The sequence below is a fragment of the Streptomyces sp. ADI95-16 genome, assembly GCF_003721495.1.
Lineage (GTDB): Bacteria > Actinomycetota > Actinomycetes > Streptomycetales > Streptomycetaceae > Streptomyces > Streptomyces goshikiensis.
Genome location: NZ_CP033581.1, coordinates 6,691,430 through 6,711,956, shown reverse-complemented (window position 1 = coordinate 6,711,956; position 20,527 = coordinate 6,691,430). Strand labels below are relative to the sequence as shown.

Annotated in this window: 19 protein-coding genes; 13 read left to right on the top strand and 6 right to left on the bottom strand. The window is 72.6% G+C overall.

What is annotated here, in order from left to right; all coding sequences use genetic code 11:
• Window positions 1-45: 45 nt before the first annotated feature.
• Both EES41_RS30005 and EES41_RS30000 read left to right on the top strand, forming a co-directional pair.
• Window positions 46-1,212 carry a PP2C family protein-serine/threonine phosphatase gene (locus tag EES41_RS30005; RefSeq protein ID WP_123081118.1) on the top strand — a complete coding sequence of 389 codons (1,167 nt, stop codon included), beginning with the start codon at window positions 46-48 and terminating at the stop codon, window positions 1,210-1,212.
• A gap of 195 nt (window positions 1,213-1,407) precedes the next feature.
• The gene (locus EES41_RS30000) at window positions 1,408-3,390 is read left to right on the top strand and encodes a trypsin-like peptidase domain-containing protein (protein ID WP_123081117.1); all 1,983 of its coding nucleotides are present in this window, start codon (window positions 1,408-1,410) and stop codon (window positions 3,388-3,390) included.
• On the opposite strand, the gene EES41_RS29995 is transcribed toward EES41_RS30000, so the two are convergent.
• Both EES41_RS29995 and EES41_RS29990 read right to left on the bottom strand, forming a co-directional pair.
• A complete protein-coding gene (locus EES41_RS29995; RefSeq protein ID WP_254211803.1) occupies window positions 3,342-4,853 on the bottom strand; it encodes a hypothetical protein in 1,512 nt (503 codons plus the stop codon). The genes EES41_RS30000 and EES41_RS29995 overlap by 49 nt on opposite strands.
• Before the next feature lie 195 nt (window positions 4,854-5,048).
• Complete coding sequence (locus EES41_RS29990) at window positions 5,049-5,243, bottom strand: hypothetical protein (RefSeq protein ID WP_123081116.1); 195 nt, start codon at window positions 5,241-5,243, stop codon at window positions 5,049-5,051.
• 215 nt (window positions 5,244-5,458) lie between these two features.
• On the opposite strand from EES41_RS29990, the gene EES41_RS29985 reads away from it, so the two are divergent.
• Complete coding sequence (locus EES41_RS29985; RefSeq protein WP_302186173.1) at window positions 5,459-6,487, top strand: fibronectin type III domain-containing protein; 1,029 nt, start codon at window positions 5,459-5,461, stop codon at window positions 6,485-6,487.
• 161 nt (window positions 6,488-6,648) lie between these two features.
• A complete protein-coding gene (locus tag EES41_RS29980; RefSeq protein WP_123082778.1) occupies window positions 6,649-8,673 on the top strand; it encodes an NB-ARC domain-containing protein in 2,025 nt (674 codons plus the stop codon).
• Between the two features lie 143 nt (window positions 8,674-8,816).
• Here the strand turns inward: EES41_RS29980 and EES41_RS29975 are convergent, their stop codons facing one another.
• Window positions 8,817-9,002, bottom strand: coding sequence for a DUF5999 family protein (locus tag EES41_RS29975; RefSeq protein ID WP_008741183.1), 186 nt, complete (start codon window positions 9,000-9,002; stop codon window positions 8,817-8,819).
• Between the two features lie 155 nt (window positions 9,003-9,157).
• Here EES41_RS29975 and EES41_RS29970 point away from each other — a divergent pair, with 155 nt between their 5' ends.
• On the top strand, window positions 9,158-9,607 hold the full coding sequence (locus tag EES41_RS29970; protein ID WP_123081114.1) for an SRPBCC family protein: 450 nt from the start codon (window positions 9,158-9,160) through the stop codon (window positions 9,605-9,607).
• Window positions 9,608-9,696: 89 nt separating this feature from the next.
• A complete protein-coding gene (locus tag EES41_RS29965; RefSeq protein ID WP_254211607.1) occupies window positions 9,697-10,506 on the top strand; it encodes a DUF2076 domain-containing protein in 810 nt (269 codons plus the stop codon).
• A 62-nt stretch (window positions 10,507-10,568) separates the two neighbouring features.
• Here the strand turns inward: EES41_RS29965 and EES41_RS29960 are convergent, their stop codons facing one another.
• Window positions 10,569-11,798 (bottom strand): acyl-CoA dehydrogenase family protein, encoded by a 1,230-nt coding sequence (locus EES41_RS29960; protein WP_073772645.1) that lies wholly within the window; start codon window positions 11,796-11,798, stop codon window positions 10,569-10,571.
• Between the two features lie 222 nt (window positions 11,799-12,020).
• Between EES41_RS29960 and EES41_RS29955 the strand changes: the two genes are divergently transcribed.
• Window positions 12,021-12,665, top strand: a complete 645-nt coding sequence (locus EES41_RS29955; protein ID WP_008741179.1) for a TetR family transcriptional regulator — start codon at window positions 12,021-12,023, stop codon at window positions 12,663-12,665.
• A gap of 78 nt (window positions 12,666-12,743) precedes the next feature.
• Here EES41_RS29955 and def read toward each other — a convergent pair whose 3' ends face one another.
• Window positions 12,744-13,301, bottom strand: coding sequence for a peptide deformylase (gene def, locus EES41_RS29950; protein ID WP_123081113.1), 558 nt, complete (start codon window positions 13,299-13,301; stop codon window positions 12,744-12,746).
• A 123-nt stretch (window positions 13,302-13,424) separates the two neighbouring features.
• Here def and EES41_RS29945 point away from each other — a divergent pair, with 123 nt between their 5' ends.
• The 6 genes from EES41_RS29945 to EES41_RS29925 all read left to right on the top strand — a co-directional run bounded on the left by EES41_RS29945 (window position 13,425) and on the right by EES41_RS29925 (window position 18,760).
• A complete protein-coding gene (locus tag EES41_RS29945) occupies window positions 13,425-14,663 on the top strand; it encodes a MurT ligase domain-containing protein (RefSeq protein ID WP_008741177.1) in 1,239 nt (412 codons plus the stop codon).
• Window positions 14,664-14,682: 19 nt separating this feature from the next.
• On the top strand, window positions 14,683-15,411 hold the full coding sequence (locus tag EES41_RS29940) for a type 1 glutamine amidotransferase (RefSeq protein WP_123081112.1): 729 nt from the start codon (window positions 14,683-14,685) through the stop codon (window positions 15,409-15,411).
• Window positions 15,412-15,611: 200 nt separating this feature from the next.
• A complete protein-coding gene (locus EES41_RS29935; protein WP_123081111.1) occupies window positions 15,612-16,640 on the top strand; it encodes a 6-phosphofructokinase in 1,029 nt (342 codons plus the stop codon).
• Window positions 16,641-16,732: 92 nt separating this feature from the next.
• Window positions 16,733-17,689, top strand: a complete 957-nt coding sequence (locus tag EES41_RS29930) for a cytochrome c oxidase assembly protein (protein WP_123081110.1) — start codon at window positions 16,733-16,735, stop codon at window positions 17,687-17,689.
• Window positions 17,690-17,721: 32 nt separating this feature from the next.
• Window positions 17,722-17,880 carry a hypothetical protein gene (locus tag EES41_RS41625; protein ID WP_164495970.1) on the top strand — a complete coding sequence of 53 codons (159 nt, stop codon included), beginning with the start codon at window positions 17,722-17,724 and terminating at the stop codon, window positions 17,878-17,880.
• Between the two features lie 169 nt (window positions 17,881-18,049).
• Window positions 18,050-18,760 carry a 1-acyl-sn-glycerol-3-phosphate acyltransferase gene (locus tag EES41_RS29925; protein ID WP_123081109.1) on the top strand — a complete coding sequence of 237 codons (711 nt, stop codon included), beginning with the start codon at window positions 18,050-18,052 and terminating at the stop codon, window positions 18,758-18,760.
• Between the two features lie 33 nt (window positions 18,761-18,793).
• Here the strand turns inward: EES41_RS29925 and EES41_RS29920 are convergent, their stop codons facing one another.
• Window positions 18,794-20,458 (bottom strand): alpha/beta hydrolase, encoded by a 1,665-nt coding sequence (locus EES41_RS29920; protein WP_254211606.1) that lies wholly within the window; start codon window positions 20,456-20,458, stop codon window positions 18,794-18,796.
• Window positions 20,459-20,527 lie beyond the last annotated feature (69 nt).

The following is a 20,527-nucleotide window of genomic DNA, read 5'->3' as shown; positions in this document are numbered from 1 at the left end:
GGCGGCGGACGCATCCGCGCGGGACGCCCGGTGTATGCAGGAGTCATGGACCACCGGCCGCCGCACCCCCGATCCCGCCGGCCGTCGCAGCCGCGTATGGCGCTGCTGGCGGTTCCCTTCGCGCTGATCGCGATCGTCACGGTGGTCGACATCCTGGCGCCGCCCGATGTGCACCTGGGTCCCTTCCTGGTCGCCGCCCCGGCCCTCACGGCCTCGTTCGCGGGGCCCAGGATGACGGGATTCGTCGGCGCGGTGGCGGTACTGGCGCAGTCGACGGTCGCGATCTGGCGGACCACCCTCACCGACCTCAACCACACCTTCCAGATCATCGCGCTGGTGCTGATCTCGGCGTTCGTGACCTTCTTCGCGCATCTGCGCGAGGTCCACGAGGAGCAGCTCACCCAGCTCCGCTCGGTGGCCGAGGCCGCTCAGCGGGTGGTGCTACGACCGCTGCCCGACCGGATGGGACCGCTCCGGGTGGCCGCCGTGTACCTGGCGGCCGAGGCCGAGGCGCAGATCGGCGGCGACCTCTACGCCGCCGCCCGGACCCCGCACGGCACCCGGCTGATCATCGGGGACGTGCGCGGGAAGGGGCTGGAGGCGGTCGGGGAGGCGGCCATCGTCCTCGGCGCCTTCCGGGCCGCCGCGCACCAGGAGGACGACCTGCCGGGTCTGGTCGCCCACCTGGAGGCGGCCGTCGCCGCGGACACCGACGGCGGGGAGGGCGCCGGCGAGGGCTCCGCGCCGCCGGGCGAGGGGTTCACCACCGCCGCCGTCATCGATGTCCCCGACGGCGCGTCGACCTTGCAGGTCGTCAGCTGCGGGCACCCGCCGCCGCTGCTGCTGCGGGGCGGGCGGGTCATCGCGCTGGAGGTGGACCACCCGGCGCCGCCGCTCGGTCTCACGCAGTTCGTGGAGAGCGGCTTCGCCGCGCAGACCTTCGCCTTCGAGCCGGGGGACGTCGTCCTGCTCTACACCGACGGGGTCATCGAGGCCCGTGACGAGGACGGCGCCTTCTACCCGCTGCCGGAGCGGGCCGGGGACTGGCCGGGCGACGGCCCGGACGCGCTGCTGCGCCACCTGTGCGCGGATCTCCTCGGCCACTCGCCGGGCGGCCGGCTGGGGGACGACGCCGCGATGGTGGCGATCGAACGGGTGCGCGGGAGTACCCGATCGTCGCCGACACCGCCGCCCCGCCCGGCACGGGAGTAGTAACATCCCACGAACTCTCCCCGGATAAGGGACAGTTGACCTACGGGCGGATGGGGAGGGCGGGGAGGGTGGGGCAGCCATGAGCACCGGTGCGCACACGGTCGGGGTACCGCCGGACGGCGACGGAGCCGGCGTCGACTTCGCCGTGACCCCGACCTGGGACTCCGTCCCGGCCGCCGACGAGCGGGCGGCGCCATGACGCCCTCCGCCGACGAGGGCTCCCCCGACGCCGCCTTGGCCTCGGCCGTCGTCCGCGTCGCCGGTACGGACGGCACGGTCGGCGGCGTCGGCTTCCTCATCGCCCCCGACCTGGTGATCACCTGCGCCCACGTCGTCCGCGACGCGCTCGGGCCGCCCCGCGAGCACACCGGGGCCCCGGCCGGGGAGCTCACCCTGGACCGCCCGCTGGCCGGCCCCGGCCGGGCCGCGGCCGAGGTGGCGCACTGGGCGCCGCCGCGCCCGGACCGCACCGGGGACATCGCCGCCCTCAGGCTCCGGGAGCCCCTCCCCGGCGCCGTACCCCTCGCGATGGCCGACGCGGGGAGCCTGTGGGGCCACCCCGTACGGGTCCTCGGCCTCACCCGCGCGTTCCCGGACGGCGTCTGGCACGCGGGACGGCTGCGCGGCGAGAGCGCCGAGAACCGGGTGCGGCTCTCGGCCGCCGACCGCCGGGGCGGGCCCTTGGAGCACGGCTTCAGCGGCGGCCCCGTCTGGGACGAGCAGGCCGGCGCGGTCGTGGGCATGGTGGTCGTCGCCGAGTTCTCCGGGGCCCCGCAGAGCTTCGCGATCCCCACCGAGAGCCTGGTCTCGGAGATCCCGGCGCTGGCCGGTGTGCTCCGCCCCGCCTCCCCCTTCCGCGGCCTGGACACCTTCCGGGAACCGGACGCCGACGGGTACTTCGGGCGGGACGCCGAGGCCGAGGACATCGCCGGCCTGCTCGGGCGGGGCGACCTCCCCGGCGTCGCGCTGACCGGCCCCTCGGGCTGCGGCAAGTCCTCGCTGGCGCTCGCCGGGGTGGCGCCCAGGCTGCGCGCCGAGGGGTACGAGGTGCTGGTGCTGCGGGCCGACGGCGACACCCCGCCGCGCACGGCGCTGGCCGCCGAACTCCTCCGGCTGGCCGGCCCGGGACCGCACGGGGCGGACCGCGGCGCCGCCCTGCGCGGCCTGGAGGAGGAGCTGGACCGGCACGGCCTGGTCGGCGCCGCCCGCCGCGCACTCGGCGACCCGGCCGGACGCTACCTCCTCGTACTCGACCAGGCGGAGCAGCTGCCGGCCGTGCCGGAGGCGGCGGGACTGCTCTTCCCCGACCCGCACCCCGAGGCCCTGCGGGTACTGCTCACGCTCCGCGCCGACTTCCTGGAGGCGGCGCCCTCCCATCCGCTGCTCGGCCCGGCACTGGGCCGGGCCACCGTGCGGCCGCTGCTCCCGATGACCCGCGCGCAGCTGTCCGAGGTGATCCTCCGCCCGCTCGACCGCACCCCGGCCGTGTCCTACGACCCCGGTCTCGTCCACCGCGTGCTGGACGACGCCGGGGCCGAACCGGGCGCGCTGCCGCGGCTGGGCTTCGTACTGGAGCGGCTCTGGGACGAACGGGCCGCCGGGCGGCTCCGGTTCACCTCGTACGAGGAACTCGGCGGCGTCAGCGGCGCGCTCGGCCGCCACGCGGAGGCGGCGTGGCGGGCGTGCGCGGGCCCCGCCGACCGGGAGGAGGCGCTGCGCCTGCTCACCGGGCTCCTCCGGCTGCCGCCGGGCGGCCAGGCACCGCTGCGCACCACCTTGACCAGGGCCGAGGCCGGGGAGACCCGGTGGCGGATCGCCCGGGCCCTCGCCGAGCGGCGGATCCTGGTCCTCGGCGGCGGTCCGCAGCGCGGCCCGACGGTGGAGCTCGCGCACGAGGCCCTGATCGACGCCTGGCCCGCGCTCGCCCGGCAGGCCGCCGTCCGGGAGTCACCCGGCGCGAGCCCGCCGCGCCGCGGCGATGACCCGGCGCGGGAGCGCCGGCTGCGCCAGCGCGCCCTCGCCGTCCTGGGAGCCCTGCTGGTGATCGCCGCCGTGGCCTCCTCACTCCTGTACCTCGCCACCACCGACCCCGCCCGCGAACTCCGGGGCGCCGGCCGGTCCGCTGTGGGTCAGCCGGTGTCGCGGACGGCGACGATGCCGTTGAAGACGCCGACGTAGGCGGTGCCGTCGGGGCCCAGGGTGACGGGGGCCCAGTTGTTGTCGTAGAGGGGGCCCGTCCCGGTGAGGCGGCGCCAGCGGCGCTCGCCGGTGCGGAAGTCCACCGCGGTGAGGTACCAGGCGTCGATGCCCCAGGCGTTGGGCTCCTTCTCGTAGAAGTAGAGCAGCCCGTTCGCGGTGGAGAGCTTCGGAACGGTGGAGGGTGAGCGGATCCCGCTCTGCCACACCGTGTCGCAGCCGCTGCCGTCGGCGCGGACGTCGATGCGGCTGACGCCGCCGACGACCGACTTGCCGAGGACCAGCGTGGTGGGGTTCTCGTAGCCGTAGTTGTTCTCGACGACGATGCTGTTGCCCCAGGTGATCAGGGAGTTGTCGGTGGTGGAGGCGCCGGATCCGAAGACCGGGACCTCGCAGACGAGCCGCTCGCCGGCGGGGACGTCCACGCCCCGCTTGTACACCAGGACGTTCATCCGGTCGTCGGCGTTGTCGGTGATGGCGACGTAGCCGTCGCCGAAGAGGTCCGGGGTCGTGCCCGAACCCTGGTTCACGGAGCCGGGTTTGGTTCCCGTACCGCGGTCGTACGTCTGGCGCCACTGGGCCTCGGGGGTGCCGTCGGCGGAGGCGCGGAAGCTGTAGAGGGCGTGGTCGGTGACGATGGAGACGCCGTCCTCGGCGACCGAGAAGGAGTTCTGGATCTCCTCGCCGGCGAGCCGGACGGAGCGGATCCGGGCGGTTCGCGGGTCCACGGTGCCGACGCGGCCCTGGCGGGTGACCCACCAGATCAGGCCGTCCCAGTCGGGCATCACGGAGGTGACGGGGTCGCAGGTGCCGCTGGGCCACAGGTTGGTCCAGCTGACGCAGTCGTGCGGGACCTGGCCGGTGAGGTCCCAGTCGTCGTCGACCGTGAACTTCCAGCTCCCGTCCGGGTTCTGGGAGTGGGAGAGGCGCAGGACGTGCTGGCGGGAGTCGGCCAGTACGGCGCGGTCCTGGTTGTCCAGGTAGAAGTAGGCCCCGCCGGAGGTGTCCTTGAAGATCTTCGCGAAGTCGAGCGAGGTGATCGCCTCGACCGTCGAAGAGCGCTGCCGGAGCTGGTGTTCCGCGAGCGTGGCGAGCGTACGGGGGTCGAGGAGCTTGACCTTGAAGCCGGAGAAGGTGCCGCACACCGTGACCAGGCGGCCGCCCGAGTCGAAGGTGGCGGTGGCGCATTCGCCGCCGAGCGCGGCGATCTTCTCGCTGGTGACCTGCGGGTTCCGGCCGAGCGGTCCGGACCAGGGGGACGTGGCGCTGCCGGCCGCGTCCGAGTGCATGCCGCTGCGGCCGTTGGGCGCGAGGTACGGGTGCTGCGGCGGCTGCTCGCCGGGCAGCGGGACGGCGGTCGCGGGACTGCCGTCGTAGTGGCTGACCAGGCGGTGCCCGGGGGCCTTGGGTATCTCCTCGGCCTGGGCGGGACTGATCCCGTACATCGCCGTGAAGGCGACGAGGGCCGGGACCACAGCGCAGTTCAGCGTTCTTCGGAACATCCGGACTTCCTCCCATCTCTTCGGTGTTGTTGACATCTGGTCTGACATCGCGCCGCCGCCAGACGCTAAGTCGCACTGCCCGAGGAGTCCATGGAGGAGCCGGATGATTCACGAAGGCGCAACAGTCGATCAATACACCTAGGGCCTGAGGCTGGAGACCGCGGTCGCGGTGGCCGCGACGCCGTCGTGGATGCTCGCGGCCATGCTGCTGTTCGCGAGGTAGAAGCCGAGCAGGACGCAGACGAGGGCGTGCGAGAACTTCAGGCCGCCGCCGCGCAGGAAGATCCACGCGAGAACGAAGAGCAGGACGATCACGGAGAGGGAAATCACCATCGAAAACCTCCTTACGCGGCGCCATGGTGGCGCAGGAAGGGGCGCTTTCGGGCGAAAGTCGTGTCCGCCGAACGGGTGTTGACCGTCCGTGACGGTCGTTCAGTCCTTGACGATCTCGTTCCAGCGGGTCGCACGGCCGCAGGGGTCTTGCCCGGCCGCCGCCGCCCGTGCCATAAATGTCTAGACCTTTACCAGGAAGCCGAGGAAGGCTCCCCGTGCGACGCACCGCCCCCACGCCCGCCCCGGCCCTGACGGCGCTCCTCGCCCGGACCGGCGCCGCCCCGGCCGCCTCGGCCTCGGCCGCCGCCGCCCTGGCCGCGGCCGCCCTGATCTCCCTGGCCGCCTGCACCCCGGCCGACACCCAGGCCCCGCCGCCCCCCTCCGGCCTCACCGCCCAGGCCGGCAGCGCCGGCTCCGTACACGTCATGTGGCGCGCGGCCGCCGCGGCCGACGGCGTGACCGGCTACCAGGTGTTCCAGGCGGACCGGCTCGTGCGCGAACTCCCGGCGGAGAAGACGATGACGGACGTCACGGACCTGACCCCGCGGACGGCCTACGCCTTCACCGTCCGGGCCAAGGACGCCGCCGGAAACCTCTCCCGGCCCAGCGCGGCGGCCGAGGTCACCACCCCGGCCGCCAAGGCCGACGACCGGCAGGCCCCCACCGCGCCGCCGGCCACCACCGGCCGCCCGGAGGGACCCCGCACAGCCCGTCTGACCTGGGGCGCGGCCACCGATGACACGGGCGTGACCGCCTACGACGTCTACCAGGGCGGCGTCCGGATCCACACCGCCGGCCCCGGCGAGAGCGCCACCACCGTCACCGGACTCCGGCCGGACACCGTGTACACCTTCACCGTCCGGGCCCGGGACGGCGCCGACAACTCCTCCCCCGACGGCCCCGCCGTGGACGTGACGACCCCGCCCGCCGACGGCGACGGACCGGGCACCGCGCCCGCGGAGTTCGCCGCGGCCGCCGCCCCCGGCGAGGTCACCCTGTCCTGGACCGCCCCGGACACCGGCCGCCCGACGGCCGAATACCAGCTCTACGTCAACGAACAGCCCACCACCGTCATCCAATTCGGTGCCGGCGCCTCGGTTCCGCCCCCGGGCGGCCGGGTGGAACACCGGCTCACGGTGACCGAGCCGGCCGGCACCGTCTGGGCCGTGAAAGTGCGGGCCCGCCTGCCCGACGGCAACTGGGGGGCGTTCTCCGCGGAGCGGCGGATCACCCTCGGCGGGTAGCCGTGCCGGGCGGGCTGTCCGGAAGACCTGACGAGGTAATGGCCGGAACGGCCCTGCCGGTAAAGAAGATCACGCACAATACAACCGTGTTCGGTGCGTACTCGGTCAACAACAATCAGTCGGATTCCACGGCGGGCGATCCTCGGCCAGACTCTGACTCCGTGCTGGGGAACCTGCCGCCGGAATCGGCGAGCTTCGTGGGCCGGGAAGGCGAACTCGCCCACCTTGACGATCTGTTGCGCGACCGAAGACTGATCACCCTGACCGGGGTGGGCGGTGTCGGCAAGACACGGCTCGCCCTGCGCGCCGTCACCTCCGGCCGACAGGTCCGGCGGGACGGCGTCTGGTGGGTGGAGCTCTCGCCGCTGCGCGACCCCGGCCTGCTCGTGGCGACCGTCGCCCACGCCGTGGGTCTCGCGGACCACTCCGCGCGGTCCCTGGACGAGGAACTGTGCGCGTGGATGGCCGACAAGGAACTCCTCCTCGTCCTCGACACCTGTGAGCACCTGATCTCCGCCTGCCGCCACCTGGTCGGCGAACTCCTGCAGTCCGCGCCCGGGCTGACCGTCCTGATCACCTCGCGGGAGCCGCTCGACTCCCCCCGCGAGCAGGTGGTCGAGGTCCGGCCACTGCCCTGCGACGGCCCCGACAGCGATGCCCTCGCCCTCTTCCGCGAGCGGGCCGTCGCCGCCACCCCGCAGCTCGCGGCCGTCTTCGGCGACCCCGGGCGCGCCGCCGTCGCCAGCGACGTGTGCCGCCGGCTGGACGGCATCCCGCTCGCCCTGGAGCTGGCGGGGGCCCGGCTGCGGCTGTGGACCCTGGAACAGACGGCCCAGCGGCTGGGCGCCCGCTTCGACGTGCTCACCGACCTGCGCACCCCGCTGCTGCCCCGGCACCAGACGATGCGGACGGCCGTCGGCTGGAGCCACGAGCTGTGCGAGCCGCTGGAACGGCTGCTGTGGGCCCGGCTGTCGGTGTTCGCCGGGGACTTCGACGTGGCCGCCGCCCGCGCGGTGTGCTCCGGCGGGCCGCTGCCCGCGTCCCGGGTGGAGCGGGTGCTGGCGGGCCTCGTCGCGAAATCGGTGGTCCGGCGCAGCGAGGAGCGGGGCGCGGGAGCCCGTTACGCGATGCTCGACACCATCCGCGAGTTCGGCCACGACTGGCTGACGGAGCTCGGCGAGGTACGGACCGTCGCCGACCGGCACGCCCACTGGTACGCCGCGCTCTCCCAGGCCGCCGACCGGAGCTGGCTGGGCCCCGCCCAGGTGGACTGGTACCGCAGGATGACCGCCGAGCACGCCCAGCTGCGCACCGCCCTGGAGCACCTGCTCGGCGCGGATCCGACGGCGGCGCTGGAGATGGCCGGGGCCCTGTGGTTCCTCTGGTTCTCGTGCGGGCACGTCCACGAGGGCCGGGCCTTCCTGGAACGCGCGATGGTGGCGGCCCCGCGCACGGGCGCCGCGTACACCCAGGCGCTCTGGGCGCTCGGCCTGACCGCGCTGCTCCAGGGAGACATGGAAGCCGCCCGGCGGCTCGGCGAGGAGTGCACTCACGAGGCGGACCGGCTGGCGGACCCGGAGCGGGAGCTGCGCGCGGCCTATCTGCACGCGGTGGCGCTGATGATGCCGGGCGACGCCCCCCGGGCGCTCGCGCTCGCGGGCCCCCGGGCGCGGGCCGGCCACGGCGGCCGGACCAGTGGCCCGGGCTGGCTGCTCTGCCGGCTGGCCACCGGGTACGCGCTGTGCGACCTCGGGCGCTTCGAGGAGGCCGCGCAGGAGGCGCAGGGCCTGCGCGAGGCGTGCGCCGAGCTGGGCGAGCGCTGGCTGCGGGCGTACGCGGACTACATCCTGGCGGTGTCCGCGCTGGGGCTCGGCGAGCACCACGAAGCGGCCCGGCACGTGCGGGCGATGCTGTCCGGCAAGCGGCTGCTCGGCGACCGCTTCGGCATCGCGCTCGGCCTGGACGTACTCGCGGCGGCCGTGGCGGGGCTGGGCGACGGTGAACTGGCCGCACGCCTGTTGGGCACCGGGCACGCCTGGTGGCGCACGGTCGGAAGCCCGCACATGGGCGGCTCGCCCTCCCTGACCGCCCTGCGTGACCAGGGCGAACGGCAGGCCCGCGCGGCCATCGGCGACGCGGCGTACGAGACCGCCTTCCGGGGCGGCGCGGCGGCCTCCACCGGCTGAACTCCAGCCGGTGGGCGACGTAATTCCTGGGCTCCCGTCAGTACGGGAGGGGTCTGCCCGACGGTGTGCGCAGGTCCAGGTCTCGGGGGGCGGGCTTGGGAACGGGCTTGCGGATCAGCTGCTGGCGCATGCCGACTCCTCGTTCAGACCAGGGCCGGGCGGCGGGGGTCCACCGCACGGCCGTCGGGGAGCAGCTCGCCGGTGTCGTCGAAGATCACCAGGCCGTTGCAGAGCAGGCTCCAGCCCTGTTCGGGGTGGAAGGCCACGGTGCGGGCGGCGTCGTGATCGGCGTCATCGGCGGCCGGGCAGGGGGGCTGGTGGGAGCACATGGTGCACCTCCTCGCAGTGTGGGGCGGGAGGGCCGGTGGTCACCCGGTCGAATCCGCGATCCACGGTGGCGGTGAGTATTACCGATCGCCGCCCCCGGACGGAACCCATATTCGAGATCCAGTTCAGGATGTGTATGCCCGCTTACCATGCGCTCATGCCCGCTATTCGGATCGTTCACCGTTCACCGCTCGACCCGGCGGAGGCGTGGCGCAGGCTCACGGACTGGGAACGCCACGGCGCACAGGTTCCGCTCACCCGGACGATCATCGACACGGCGCCTCCCACGCACGTCGGAACGGTGTTCACGGCGCGCACCGGAGTGGGAAGGATCACGTTCGACGATCCGATGGAAGTCGTGGTCTGGCGACCCCCCTCGGCGGCTTCCGGGGGCGGCTCGGCGGGGCTGGTCCGGCTGGTCAAGCGCGGCCGCGTGGTCCGGGGCTGGGCGGAGATCGAGGTCCGCCCCCGCGCGGCGGGCGGCACGGAGGTCCACTGGCGGGAGGAACTGCGGCTGCGCGGCCTCGGCCGCCCCTTCGACCCGCTGGTCGCGGCGGCGGGCCGGTTCCTCTTCGGGCGTGCGCTCGCCCGGCTGCTGCGGCCGTGAGGGCTCCGGCTAGGGTGCCGTGATCACCTTCCGTGATCACGGGCGGGTTCACCCCGTCCGGTGGTCCCGCGAGCCCCGAGGAGACGTCCGTGGCCACTCCGCCACCGCAGTACGGCGCCGGCCCCCCTTCCCCGTACGCCCCGCAGCAGGGCCCGTACCAGGCGCCGCAGCAGGCCGGTCCGTACCAGGCACCGCCGCAGCAGGCGGGCCCGTACGGCCCCGCGTACCCCCAGCAGGCCCCGGCCCCGTACTGGCCCGCCTACCCGCCGCCGCAGGGCATGTACGGCTGCCGGCTCTGCGGGGCGTACCCGGCCGCGCACGCGACCGTACGCGGCCACCAGGGCTTCCTCGTGATCATGCGGTTCCTGAGCATGCCCGGGCCGTTCTGCCGCGACTGCGGGCTCTCCACCTACCGCCGGATGTCCTCGGACACCCTGTGGCAGGGCTGGTGGGGGCCGCTGTCGTTCTTCATCACGCCCGTCACCCTGCTGACGAACCTGGGCCCGCGCGCCACCTTCCGCGCCCTCGCGCCCCAGACGGGCGGCTTCCGGCCCGCCCTCGACCCGGGCAAGCCACTGTGGCGGCGCCCCGCGGCCGTGCTCTTCCTCGTACCGGCGCTGCTCCTCTTCCTCTCGATACCGACGCTGATCGTGATCGGCCTGCTGTTCGGGGAGGACGAGCCGCCGACGCTGTCGGTCGGGCAGTGCGTGCGCAACGCGGGCAGCTGGCAGCAGCAGGACCTGCGGATCGTGGACTGCGGCGCGGCGGGGGCCCGGTTCCGGGTCACCAAGGAGCTGGGCGTGGGCGAGAGTTGCGCTCCGCTCGACCGGCTGGCGGACACCAAGTACAGCGCCGACGGCTGGACCCAGAACTGCCTGACGCCGCTGGGCAAGGGCTGAGACGCACACGGGAGCGCCCCCGGACACCGTGGGTGTCCGGGGGCGCGACAACCGTCCCGCGGCTAGCGGATCGGCATGTCGGAGATCGTCCGGGCGATCACCAGCCGCTGGATCTCGCTGGTCCCCTCGAAGATCGTGTAGATCGCGCTGTCTCGGTGCATCCGCTCCACCGGGTACTCGCGGGTGTAGCCGTTGCCGCCGAGGATCTGCACCGCCTGCGCGGTGACCTTCTTGGCGACCTCGCTCGCGAACAGCTTCGACATCGAGCCCTCCGCCGAGGTGAAGGGCTTGCCCGCGACCGCCATCCAGGAAGCCCGCCACACCAGCAGCCGGGCCGCGTCGATCTGGGTGCGCATGTCGGCGAGCTGGAAGGCCACGCCCTGGTTGTCGATGATCGGACGGCCGAACTGGGTCCGGGTCTTGGCGTAGTCGAGGGCGACCTCGTACGCGGCGCGCGCGGTGCCGACGGCCATCGCGCCGACGGCCGGGCGGGAGGCCTCGAAGGTGGCCATGGCGGCGTTCTTCACCCGCTCGCCGCCGCCCGCCCGGGCCCGCTCGCGGGCCCGCGCGAGGCGCTCGTCCAGCTTCTCCTTGCCGCCGAGCAGGCAGGAGCCGGGGATCCGGCAGTCCTCCAGCACCACCTCGGCCGTGTGCGAGGCGCGGATGCCGTGCTTTTTGAACTTCTGCCCCTGGGACAGGCCCGGGGTGTTCGGCGGCACGATGAAGGAGGCGTGTCCCTTGGTGCCCAGCTCCGGGTCCACCACGGCGACGACGATGTGGACGTTGGCGATGCCGCCGTTGGTCGCCCAGGTCTTGGTGCCGTTCAGCACCCATTCGTCCTTGGCCTCGTCGTAGACGGCGCGGGTGCGCATGGCGCCGACGTCGGAGCCGGCGTCGGGCTCGGAGGAGCAGAACGCGGCGACCTTCACGTCGTTCTGGTCCCCGTACATCTGCGGGATCCAGGTGCCGATCTGCTCCTCGGTGCCGTTGGCGACGACGCCGATCGCGGCGAGCCCGGTGCCGACGATCGACAGGGCGATGCCCGCGTCGCCCCAGAAGAGCTCCTCCATCGCCATCGGGATGCCGAGGCCGGTCGGGTCGAAGAACTGCTGCGCGTAGAAGTCGAGCGAGTAGATGCCGACCTTGGCGGCTTCCTGGATGACGGGCCACGGAGTCTCTTCGCGCTCGTCCCATTCCGCGGCCGCGGGCCGGATGACCTCGGCGGCGAAGCCGTGGATCCAGTCCCGCACCTGCTTCTGGTCGTCACTCAGCTCCATGGTGAACTCCGCCATGTCCCCTCCAGCTGTCTCACAATGGGTCGTCGGCGCGTAGTCGCAAGGCGTTGTTACTACCGGTAACCCGAACGGTGGCCACAGTCTGTTACCGGCGAGTAAGCCCTGTCAAGCGTGGTCGGAGCCCCGGGGCGGAGTACGCCGGTTCAATCGCCAGGGTGTGCGGGGTGTTACGTTGCGTGGGCGTCACGCACATCGCAAGGGCGGGGAGACAAACACGTCATGGAGACCACTCATCAGGCCGGCGACCCGGGAGCGGCCGACCGCCGCAGGCGGGAACTGCTCGAAGCCGCCGACCGGGTCGTCCTCAGGGACGGCCCCAAGGCGTCCATGAACGCCATCGCGGCGGAGGCCGGCATCACCAAGCCGATCCTCTACCGCCACTTCGGCGACAAGGCGGGCCTCTACCAGGCGCTCGCCGTCCGGCACACCGACGCGCTGCTCGACTCGCTGCGGGCGGCGCTGGACGCCCCGGCCGAGCGCCGGCGCCGGGTGGAGGCCACCCTCGACACCTACCTCGCCGCCATCGAGGCCCGGCCGCAGGTCTACCGGTTCCTGATGCACCCGGCGGAGGACTCGCAGACCGCCGAGCGCGGGTTCGACGTCGGGCTGCACTCGGCGCCGCTGCTGCGCCGGCTCGGCGAGGAGCTGGCGCAGGTCATCGGCGAGCGCGTGGACCTCGGTCCCGGCGGCGAACGCCTCGCCCGCGTCTGGGGGCACGGCATCGTCGGGATGATGCACGCCGCCGGGGACTGGTGGCTCGGCGAGCGCCCCTGCGAGCGCGCGGAGCTGGTCACCGGCCTGACCGACCTGCTCTGGGGCCGCCTGGCGACGGCCGGCAACCGCGTGGACGGGCCGGGCTTCTGACGGGAGTCGCCCCGCACACCGGGCACCGCGCCGGGCACAGGACAGGGCACCGCACCGGGCACCGCGCCGGGCACCGGACTAGGGCTGTACGAGGGCCCGCGCGCCCCACGCCGTCTTGCGGATCGCCCGCCGCAGCCGGCGTGCCCGCAGCCCCGTCACCCGGTCCGCGTACACCGTGCCGTCGAGGTGGTCGCACTCGTGCTGGAGGCAGCGCGCGAAGAACCCGGTGCCCTCGATCCGCACGGGCACGCCTTCGGAGGTGACCCCTTCGACGACCGCGCGGTCGAAGCGGTCGGTGCCCGCCTCCAGGCCGGGCAGCGAGAGGCAGCCCTCGGGACCGCGGATCTCGTCCCCGTCGGCCGTCACCAGACGGGGGTTGACGATGTGCCCGACATGACGGACATCATCGTCGTCGGGGCAGTCGTACACGAAGACCCGCTGCCCCACGCCGATCTGGTTCGCGGCGAGGCCGACGCCCTCGGCGGCGTACATCGTGGCGAACATGTCCTCGATGAGCCGGTCGAGGACCGGGCCGAATTCGGTGACCTCCGCGCAGGCCGAGTGGAGCACCGGATCGCCCAAGAGGCTCATGGTGCGGACGAGTCCGGTGGTACCGGGAATGGGGCGCTGTCGCATGGCGGTAAGCCTACGACGGGCGAATATATGAGGAGATCCGCGGCGGCACTGGGGCGCCGCGGTCAGGGCTCGGGCCGGTACTGGATAGGCTGGTGCCGACCGACGCAAGGAGGACAAGGGACGATGGCAGGCAACACAGAGCCGCTTTCGCCGCGGGCCAAGCTGGCCGTGACGGCGGGCAAGGCCGCGGCGGCGGTGTCGCGGGCCGCGGGACGCGGAAGCGGATCGGTGATCGGTGGCAAGGTCGCACTCAGGCTCGACCCCGATCTTCTCGGAGCGCTGGCGCAGCATCTCGATGTCGTCCTCGTCTCCGCGACGAACGGCAAGACCACGACGACCCGGCTGATCGCGGAGGCCCTGCGGGCCAGCGGTCCGGTGGTGTCCAACGCGCTCGGCGCGAACATGCCGGCCGGCATCACCTCGGCGCTGGCGGGCGGTTCGGACGCCAAGTACGGGGTCATCGAGGTCGACGAGAAGTACCTGGCGGGCGTGGCCCGGGACGTCACCCCCAAGGTGATCGCCCTGCTGAACCTCTCCCGCGACCAGCTGGACCGCGCCGCCGAGACCCGCATGCTCGCGGAGAAGTGGCGCGAGGGGCTCCAGGGCTCCAAGGCGGTCATCGTCGCGAACTGCGACGACCCGCTGATCGTGTGGTCGGCCTCCTCCTCGCAGAACGTGGTGTGGGTCGCGGCCGGCCAGGAGTGGAAGGACGACGCCTGGTCGTGCCCCTCCTGCGGTGGCGTCATGCAGCGTCCGGGCGACGACTGGTTCTGCGGCGAGTGCGGTTTCCGCCGCCCCGCCCCCAGCTGGGTGCTCTCCGGCGACCACGTCCTGGACCCGCACGGCTCGGCCTGGCCGATCCACCTCCAGCTGCCCGGCCGCGCCAACAAGGCGAACGCCGCGACCTCGGCCGCCGTGGCCGCCGTGTTCGGGGTGCCGCCGCAGGTCGCGCTGGAGCGGATGTACCAGGTGCAGGCCGTCGCCGGACGCTACGACGTGGTGAACTTCCAGGGCCGTGACCTGCGGCTGCTGCTCGCGAAGAACCCGGCGGGCTGGCTTGAGACGTTCTCGCTGATCGACCCGCCGCCGACCCCGGTGATCCTTTCGGTGAACGCGCGCGGCGCCGACGGCACGGACACCTCCTGGCTGTGGGACGTGGACTACCCGCGCCTCGCCGGCCACCCGATCTTCGTGATCGGTGACCGCAAGCTGGACCTGGCCGTCCGCCTGGAGGTCGCGGGCCTGGACTTCCGGGTGTGCGAGACCCTCGACGAGGCCGTGCAGCTGGCACCGCCCGGGCAGATCGAGCTGATCGCCAACTACACCGCCTTCCAGGACGTGCGCCGCCGCGTCGGCAACTAGAACCCCCAAGGACAACAGCATGAGCGACAACAGCCTGCGTCTGGTGTGGGTCTACCCGGACCTGCTGAGCACGTACGGAGACCAGGGCAACGCCCTCGTGGTGGAGCGCCGGGCGCGCCAGCGCGGCCTGGACGTCCACCGCGTGGACGTGCGCAGCGACCAGCCCATCCCCACCTCGGGCGACATCTACCTGATCGGCGGCGGTGAGGACCGGCCGCAGCGGCTGGCCGCGGAGCGCCTGCTGCGCGACGGCGGTCTGGAGCGGGCCGTCTCGAACGGGGCGATCGTCTTCTCCGTCTGCGCCGGGTACCAGATCCTCGGCAAGGCCTTCGTCAACGACGTCGGCCAGCGCCAGGAGGGCCTCGGCCTGCTGGACGTCGAGACCGTGCGCGGCGACGGCGAGCGGTGCGTCGGCGACGTGCTCGCCGACATCGACCCGCGGCTCGGCCTGCCCCAGCTGACGGGCTTCGAGAACCACCAGGGCATCACCCACCTCGGTCCGACGGCGCGGCCGTTCGCCCGTACCGTGATGGGCCGCGGCAACGGCACCGGCGACGGCACCGAGGGCGCGTACAACGACACGGTGTTCGGCACGTACATGCACGGCCCGGTCATGGCCCGCAACCCGCTGATCGCGGACCTGCTGCTGAAGCTGGCCCTCGACGTGAACGCGCTGCCGCCGGTCGACGACCGCTGGTACGAGGCGCTGCGCGCCGAGCGCATCGCGACGGCCACGCAGCCCGCGTAACGCCCGCGTAACGCCCGCGTCACGTGGTGTTCGGCCCGGATTCCCTGGGGGATCCGGGCCGACGTGCGTACGTACGGCGGATCTGACCAGCATGTGGAGGATGGTTCAGTCCAGTGCGGATCCGCTTGTAGGGTGACGGGTAGTTCCAACCGGACGACGTGGTCCGGTCGTCGGCCCACGTTGCAAAGGTTTTCCCTGCCATGCGCATTGGTGTGCTCACTTCCGGCGGCGACTGCCCCGGCCTCAATGCCGTCATCCGTTCCGTCGTCCACCGTGCCGTCGTCGACCACGGCGACGAGGTCATCGGCTTCCACGACGGGTGGCGCGGCCTCCTGGAGTGCGACTACCGCAAGCTCGACCTGGACGCCGTGAACGGCATCCTGGCCCGCGGCGGCACGATCCTGGGCTCCTCCCGCGTCCAGCCCGCGCACCTGCGCGACGGTGTGGAGCGGGCCCGCGGGCACGTCGCCGACCTCGGTCTGGACGCGATCATCCCGATCGGCGGCGAGGGCACCCTGAAGGCCGCGAACCTGCTCTCGCAGGGCGGTCTGCCGATCGTCGGCGTCCCGAAGACCATCGACAACGACATCGCCTCCACCGACGTCACCTTCGGCTTCGACACGGCCGTCGGGGTCGCCACCGAGGCCCTGGACCGGCTGAAGACCACCGCCGAGTCCCACCAGCGCGTGATGGTCGTCGAGGTCATGGGCCGCCACACCGGCTGGATCGCCCTGCACTCGGGCATGGCGGCGGGCGCGCACGCGATCGTCGTCCCGGAGCGCCCCTTCGACATCGAGCGGCTCACGGAGATCGTCGGCGAGCGCTTCTCCGCGGGCAAGCGGTTCGCGATCGTCGTGGTCGCCGAGGGTGCCAAGCCCGCCCTGGGCAGCTCGATGGCGGTCGAGGCGGGCGGCACGGACATGTACGGCCACGAGCGGTTCGCCGGCATCGGCACCCGGCTCGCCGTCGAGCTGGAGGACCGGCTCGGCAAGGAGGCCCGCCCCGTGATCCTGGGCCACGTCCAGCGCGGCGGTACGCCCACCGCGTACGACCGGGTGCTCGCCACCCGCTTCGGCTGGCACGCGGTGGAGGCCGCGCACCGCGGCGAGTTCGGGATGCTGACCGCGCTGCGCGGCACCGACATCGTGATGGTGCCGCTGGCCGACGCCGTACAGACCCTGAAGACGGTCCCGGCGGAGCGCTACGCCGAGGCCGAGACCGTTCTGTGAGCTTTCCCCCCTTCCGTCACCGCCCCCGGCCGCGATAGCGCCCGGGGGCGGCACTACTGTGGTGGGGCACCACAGGTCAAGGGAGTGGACAGATGGATCACAGCGGGCACGGCATGGACATGAACATGGACCTGCCGCCGTTCACTCTCGGGAGGGGTCTGGAGTTCTCCTTCGACGCGTTCTTCCTGTTCGGCTCGCTGCTGGGGCTGGCCCTGTACGGCTGGGGCGTGCTGCGGCTGCGCGGGCGCGGGGACTCCTGGCCGCTGGGCCGGACCCTCGCCTTCACCGCCGGCGTGCTGACCGTGGTCCTGGTGATGTGCACCAAGCTGAACGACTACGGCATGGTCATGTTCAGCGTGCACATGGTGCAGCACATGGTGATCAGCATGGTCACCCCGATCCTGCTGCTGCTCGGCGCCCCGATGACGCTGGCGCTGCGCGCGCTGCCGCCGGCCGCCCGCGGCCACAAGGGTCCGCGCGAGCTGCTCCTGATGCTGCTGCACAGCCGGTACATGAAGGTGATCACCCACCCGGCCTTCACGATCCCGATGTTCATCGCGAGCCTCTACGCGCTGTACTTCACCCCGCTCTTCGACTTCCTCATGGAGAGCCGCACCGGGCACATCGCGATGATGGTGCACTTCCTCGCCGTCGGCGTGATCTTCTTCTGGCCGATCATGGGCGTGGACCCGGGCCCGCAGCGCCCCGGCTACGTGATGCGGATGCTGGAGCTGTTCGCGGGCATGCCGTTCCACGCCTTCTTCGGCATCGCGCTGATGATGGCGAGCGAACCGATGATCAAGACGTACGCGAACCCCTCGCCCTCGCTCGGCATCGATCCGCTGCTGGACCAGCAGTGGGGCGGCGGGATCGCCTGGGCCTTCAGCGAGATCCCCTCGGTGCTGGTGCTGATCGCGCTGGTCTACCAGTGGTACCACTCCGAGCAGCGGACGGCGAAGCGCTCCGACCGGGCCGCGGACCGCGACGGTGACCAGGAGCTGGAGGCGTACAACGCGTATCTGGCCTCCCTCCAAGCGCGTGGCCAGTAGCGGATTCGCGCCTTCGCGCTGCACCATGGGGCATGACCGGATCCGTTAAGGCGATGGCCGTCACCACCTTCGCCGCCCTGGTGGCCGTGGCCACGTACTCGGTGGCCCTGGGCAGCAACGGCTGGCTGTGGTTCGGCTGGGTGGTCCTGGGGCTGATCACCATCGGCATGGCCGCGTCCGGCAACGTCTGAATCCGGCCGGTCCGTGTCCCGGCCGGGCACCCGCCCCGGCCGCCCGGGGCCGTGTCCGCGCGCGGCCGGTACGTGCCCCTCGTCGCTCCGGTATCGCCATCCCCTCCTGACACGCGGCTGACTGTCCGTAGGATGTCGGTGACAACGGGGCATCGACGGGAGCGGCCTGGTGTTCTACCACTTGCTCAAGCACGTACTGCTCGGTCCGCTGTTGCGGTTGCTGTTCCGGCCCCGGATCGAGGGCCTGGAGAACATTCCGGCGGAGGGCGCCGCGATCGTCGCGGGCAATCACCTCTCGTTCTCCGACCACTTCCTGATGCCCGCGATCCTGAAGCGGCGCATCACCTTCCTCGCGAAGGCCGAGTACTTCACCGGCCCCGGGGTCAAGGGGCGGCTCACCGCCGCGTTCTTCCGCAGCGCCGGGCAGATCCCGGTGGACCGCTCCGGGAAGGACGCCGGGCAGGCCGCGCTCCGGGAGGGGCTGGGCGTGCTGGCCAAGGACGAGCTGCTGGGCATCTACCCGGAGGGCACCCGCTCGCACGACGGGCGGCTGTACAAGGGGAAGGTGGGCGTGGCCGCGATGGCGCTGGGCGCCGGGGCGCCGGTGATCCCCTGCGCGATGGTCGGTACGTTCGAGATCCAGCCGCCCGGGCAGAGGATCCCGAAGATCCGCCGGGTGACGATCCGCTTCGGCGAGCCGCTGGACTTCTCCCGGTACGCCGGGCTGGAGGGCGAGCGGGCGGTCCTGCGGGCCGTCACCGACGAGATCATGTACGCGATCCTCGGGCTGTCGGGGCAGGAGTACGTCGACCGGTACGCCGCCGAGGTCAAGGCCGAGGAAGAGGAAGCACGGAAGAAGGCCCGGCGCAGAACGCGCTGAGCCTCCTCCCGTGCGGTGTCACCACCGGCCGTCCTAGCGGATGGCCGGGAGCTCCTCACGCGGCGCGAGCTCGGCGCCCTGGGCCGTGGCGAGCGACTTCGCGGCGGCCGGAGCCGGCGCCACCGGGGTGGCGTGCGGTTCGCACTTCACGTCCTTGGCGTCGACCTTGCCGGTCAGCAGGTAGGTCTCCACCCGCGGGTTGATGCAGGGGTTCACCAGGCTGGTCACACCGTGCGAGCCGGCGTTCAGCTCGGTGATCAGGCGCGAGCCGGCGAGGCGCTTGTGCAGCGAGACCGCACCGTCGTACGGCGTGGCCGCGTCCCGCTCGGACTGGACGATCAGCACCGGCGGCAGACCGCGCTTGGCGCCGACCTCGATCGGGGTGCTCTGCTTGGACTTCCAGGTCGCGCAGGGCAGGTTCATCCACGCGTTGGACCAGGTCAGGAACGGGTACTTCTGGTGCAGCTTGGTGTTGTCCCGGTCCCACTTGGCCCAGCTGGTCGGCCACTTGGCGTCGGCGCACTCGACCGCGGTGTAGACGGCGTTGCTGTTCTCCGAGGCGGCGTTGCCCGCGGTGTCGCTCATGTCCGGGGCGATCGCCCCGACCAGGGCCTGCTCGTCACCGGCGAGGTACTTGCTCCAGGTCTGGGCGACGGGCACCCAGGAGGAGTCGTAGTACGGAGCGCCCTGGAAGAAGCCGATCAGCTCGGCCGGGCCGACGACCCCGCCGATCGGATTGGCCTTGGCCTTGGCGCGCAGCTCCTGGTACTTGGCCTCGACCTTGGCGCGGGTGTCGCCGATGTGGAAGACCGCGTCGTTCTTGGCGACCCAGTCCTGCCAGTCGTTCCAGCGCATCTGGAAGGCGACGTCCTGGCCGAGGTTGGCCTCGTACCAGATGTTGTCCTGGTCCGGGTTGACCACGCTGTCGACGATCATGCGGCGCACGTGGGTCGGGAACAGGGTCGCGTAGACCCCGCCGAGGTAGGTGCCGTAGGAGACGCCGAGGTAGTTCAGCTTCCGGTCACCGAGCGCGGCGCGGATGACGTCCAGGTCGCGCGCGGTGTTCGGCGTGGTCATGTGCGGCAGCATCTCGCCGCTGCGCTCCTTGCAGCCGTCCGCGTACTCGGCGGCGAGCTTGCGCTGGGCGCGCTTGTCGGCCTCGTTGGAGGGGACCGGGTCGGCCTTGGGGGCCTTGACGAACTCCTGCGGGTCGATGCAGGAGATCGGCGCCGAGTGGCCGACACCGCGCGGGTCGAAGCCCACGAAGTCGTAGGCCTTGGCGGTGTTGACCCACAGCGGGCTCTTGGTGGTGGTCCGGCGCGGGAAGCGCATGCCGGAGCCGCCGGGGCCGCCCGGGTTGTAGACGAGGGAGCCCTGGCGCTCCTCCTTGGTGCCGGTGCTGACCGCGCGGTCGACCGCGAGCTCGATGGTCTTGCCGAACGGCTTGCGGTAGTCCAGCGGGACCTTGACCCAGCCGCACTGGATCGGCTTCTCGAAGCCCCAGTCGGCAGGACAGTCCTTCCAGTCGATCCCCGTGCGGGCGGCGCGGGCGGCGGCGATCTGAACGCCGATCGCCTCCGCCGCTCCGTTGTCACGGTCGGCCGATGCCGCCGAGGCGGACGGGGCCAGCAGCAGACTCGCCGCCAGCGTGCCGGTGATCAGTGTGGCGGCGCTCCCCAGCGCCGCGTTGCGTATCACGTGGTTGTTCCCCCTGCTCATGTGCCGCCGTGGGCAGCCGGGTTCGGTGGGTTCGGTCGTCGGGCGTGC

Excerpts from the sequence above, each read along its gene's own strand:
- EES41_RS30005 (WP_123081118.1), top strand. The coding sequence starts at position 46 with ATGGACCACCGGCCGCCGCACCCCCGATCCCGCCGGCCGTCGCAGCCG.
- EES41_RS30000 (WP_123081117.1), top strand. The coding sequence starts at position 1,408 with ATGACGCCCTCCGCCGACGAGGGCTCCCCCGACGCCGCCTTGGCCTCG.
- EES41_RS29995 (WP_254211803.1), bottom strand. The coding sequence starts at position 4,853 with ATGTACGGGATCAGTCCCGCCCAGGCCGAGGAGATACCCAAGGCCCCC.
- EES41_RS29990 (WP_123081116.1), bottom strand. The coding sequence starts at position 5,243 with ATGGTGATTTCCCTCTCCGTGATCGTCCTGCTCTTCGTTCTCGCGTGG.
- EES41_RS29975 (WP_008741183.1), bottom strand. The coding sequence starts at position 9,002 with ATGTGCTCCCACCAGCCCCCCTGCCCGGCCGCCGATGACGCCGATCAC.
- EES41_RS29970 (WP_123081114.1), top strand. The coding sequence starts at position 9,158 with ATGCCCGCTATTCGGATCGTTCACCGTTCACCGCTCGACCCGGCGGAG.
- EES41_RS29960 (WP_073772645.1), bottom strand. The coding sequence starts at position 11,798 with ATGGCGGAGTTCACCATGGAGCTGAGTGACGACCAGAAGCAGGTGCGG.
- EES41_RS29955 (WP_008741179.1), top strand. The coding sequence starts at position 12,021 with ATGGAGACCACTCATCAGGCCGGCGACCCGGGAGCGGCCGACCGCCGC.
- def (WP_123081113.1), bottom strand. The coding sequence starts at position 13,301 with ATGCGACAGCGCCCCATTCCCGGTACCACCGGACTCGTCCGCACCATG.
- EES41_RS29945 (WP_008741177.1), top strand. The coding sequence starts at position 13,425 with ATGGCAGGCAACACAGAGCCGCTTTCGCCGCGGGCCAAGCTGGCCGTG.
- EES41_RS29940 (WP_123081112.1), top strand. The coding sequence starts at position 14,683 with ATGAGCGACAACAGCCTGCGTCTGGTGTGGGTCTACCCGGACCTGCTG.
- EES41_RS29935 (WP_123081111.1), top strand. The coding sequence starts at position 15,612 with ATGCGCATTGGTGTGCTCACTTCCGGCGGCGACTGCCCCGGCCTCAAT.
- EES41_RS29930 (WP_123081110.1), top strand. The coding sequence starts at position 16,733 with ATGGATCACAGCGGGCACGGCATGGACATGAACATGGACCTGCCGCCG.
- EES41_RS41625 (WP_164495970.1), top strand. The coding sequence starts at position 17,722 with ATGACCGGATCCGTTAAGGCGATGGCCGTCACCACCTTCGCCGCCCTG.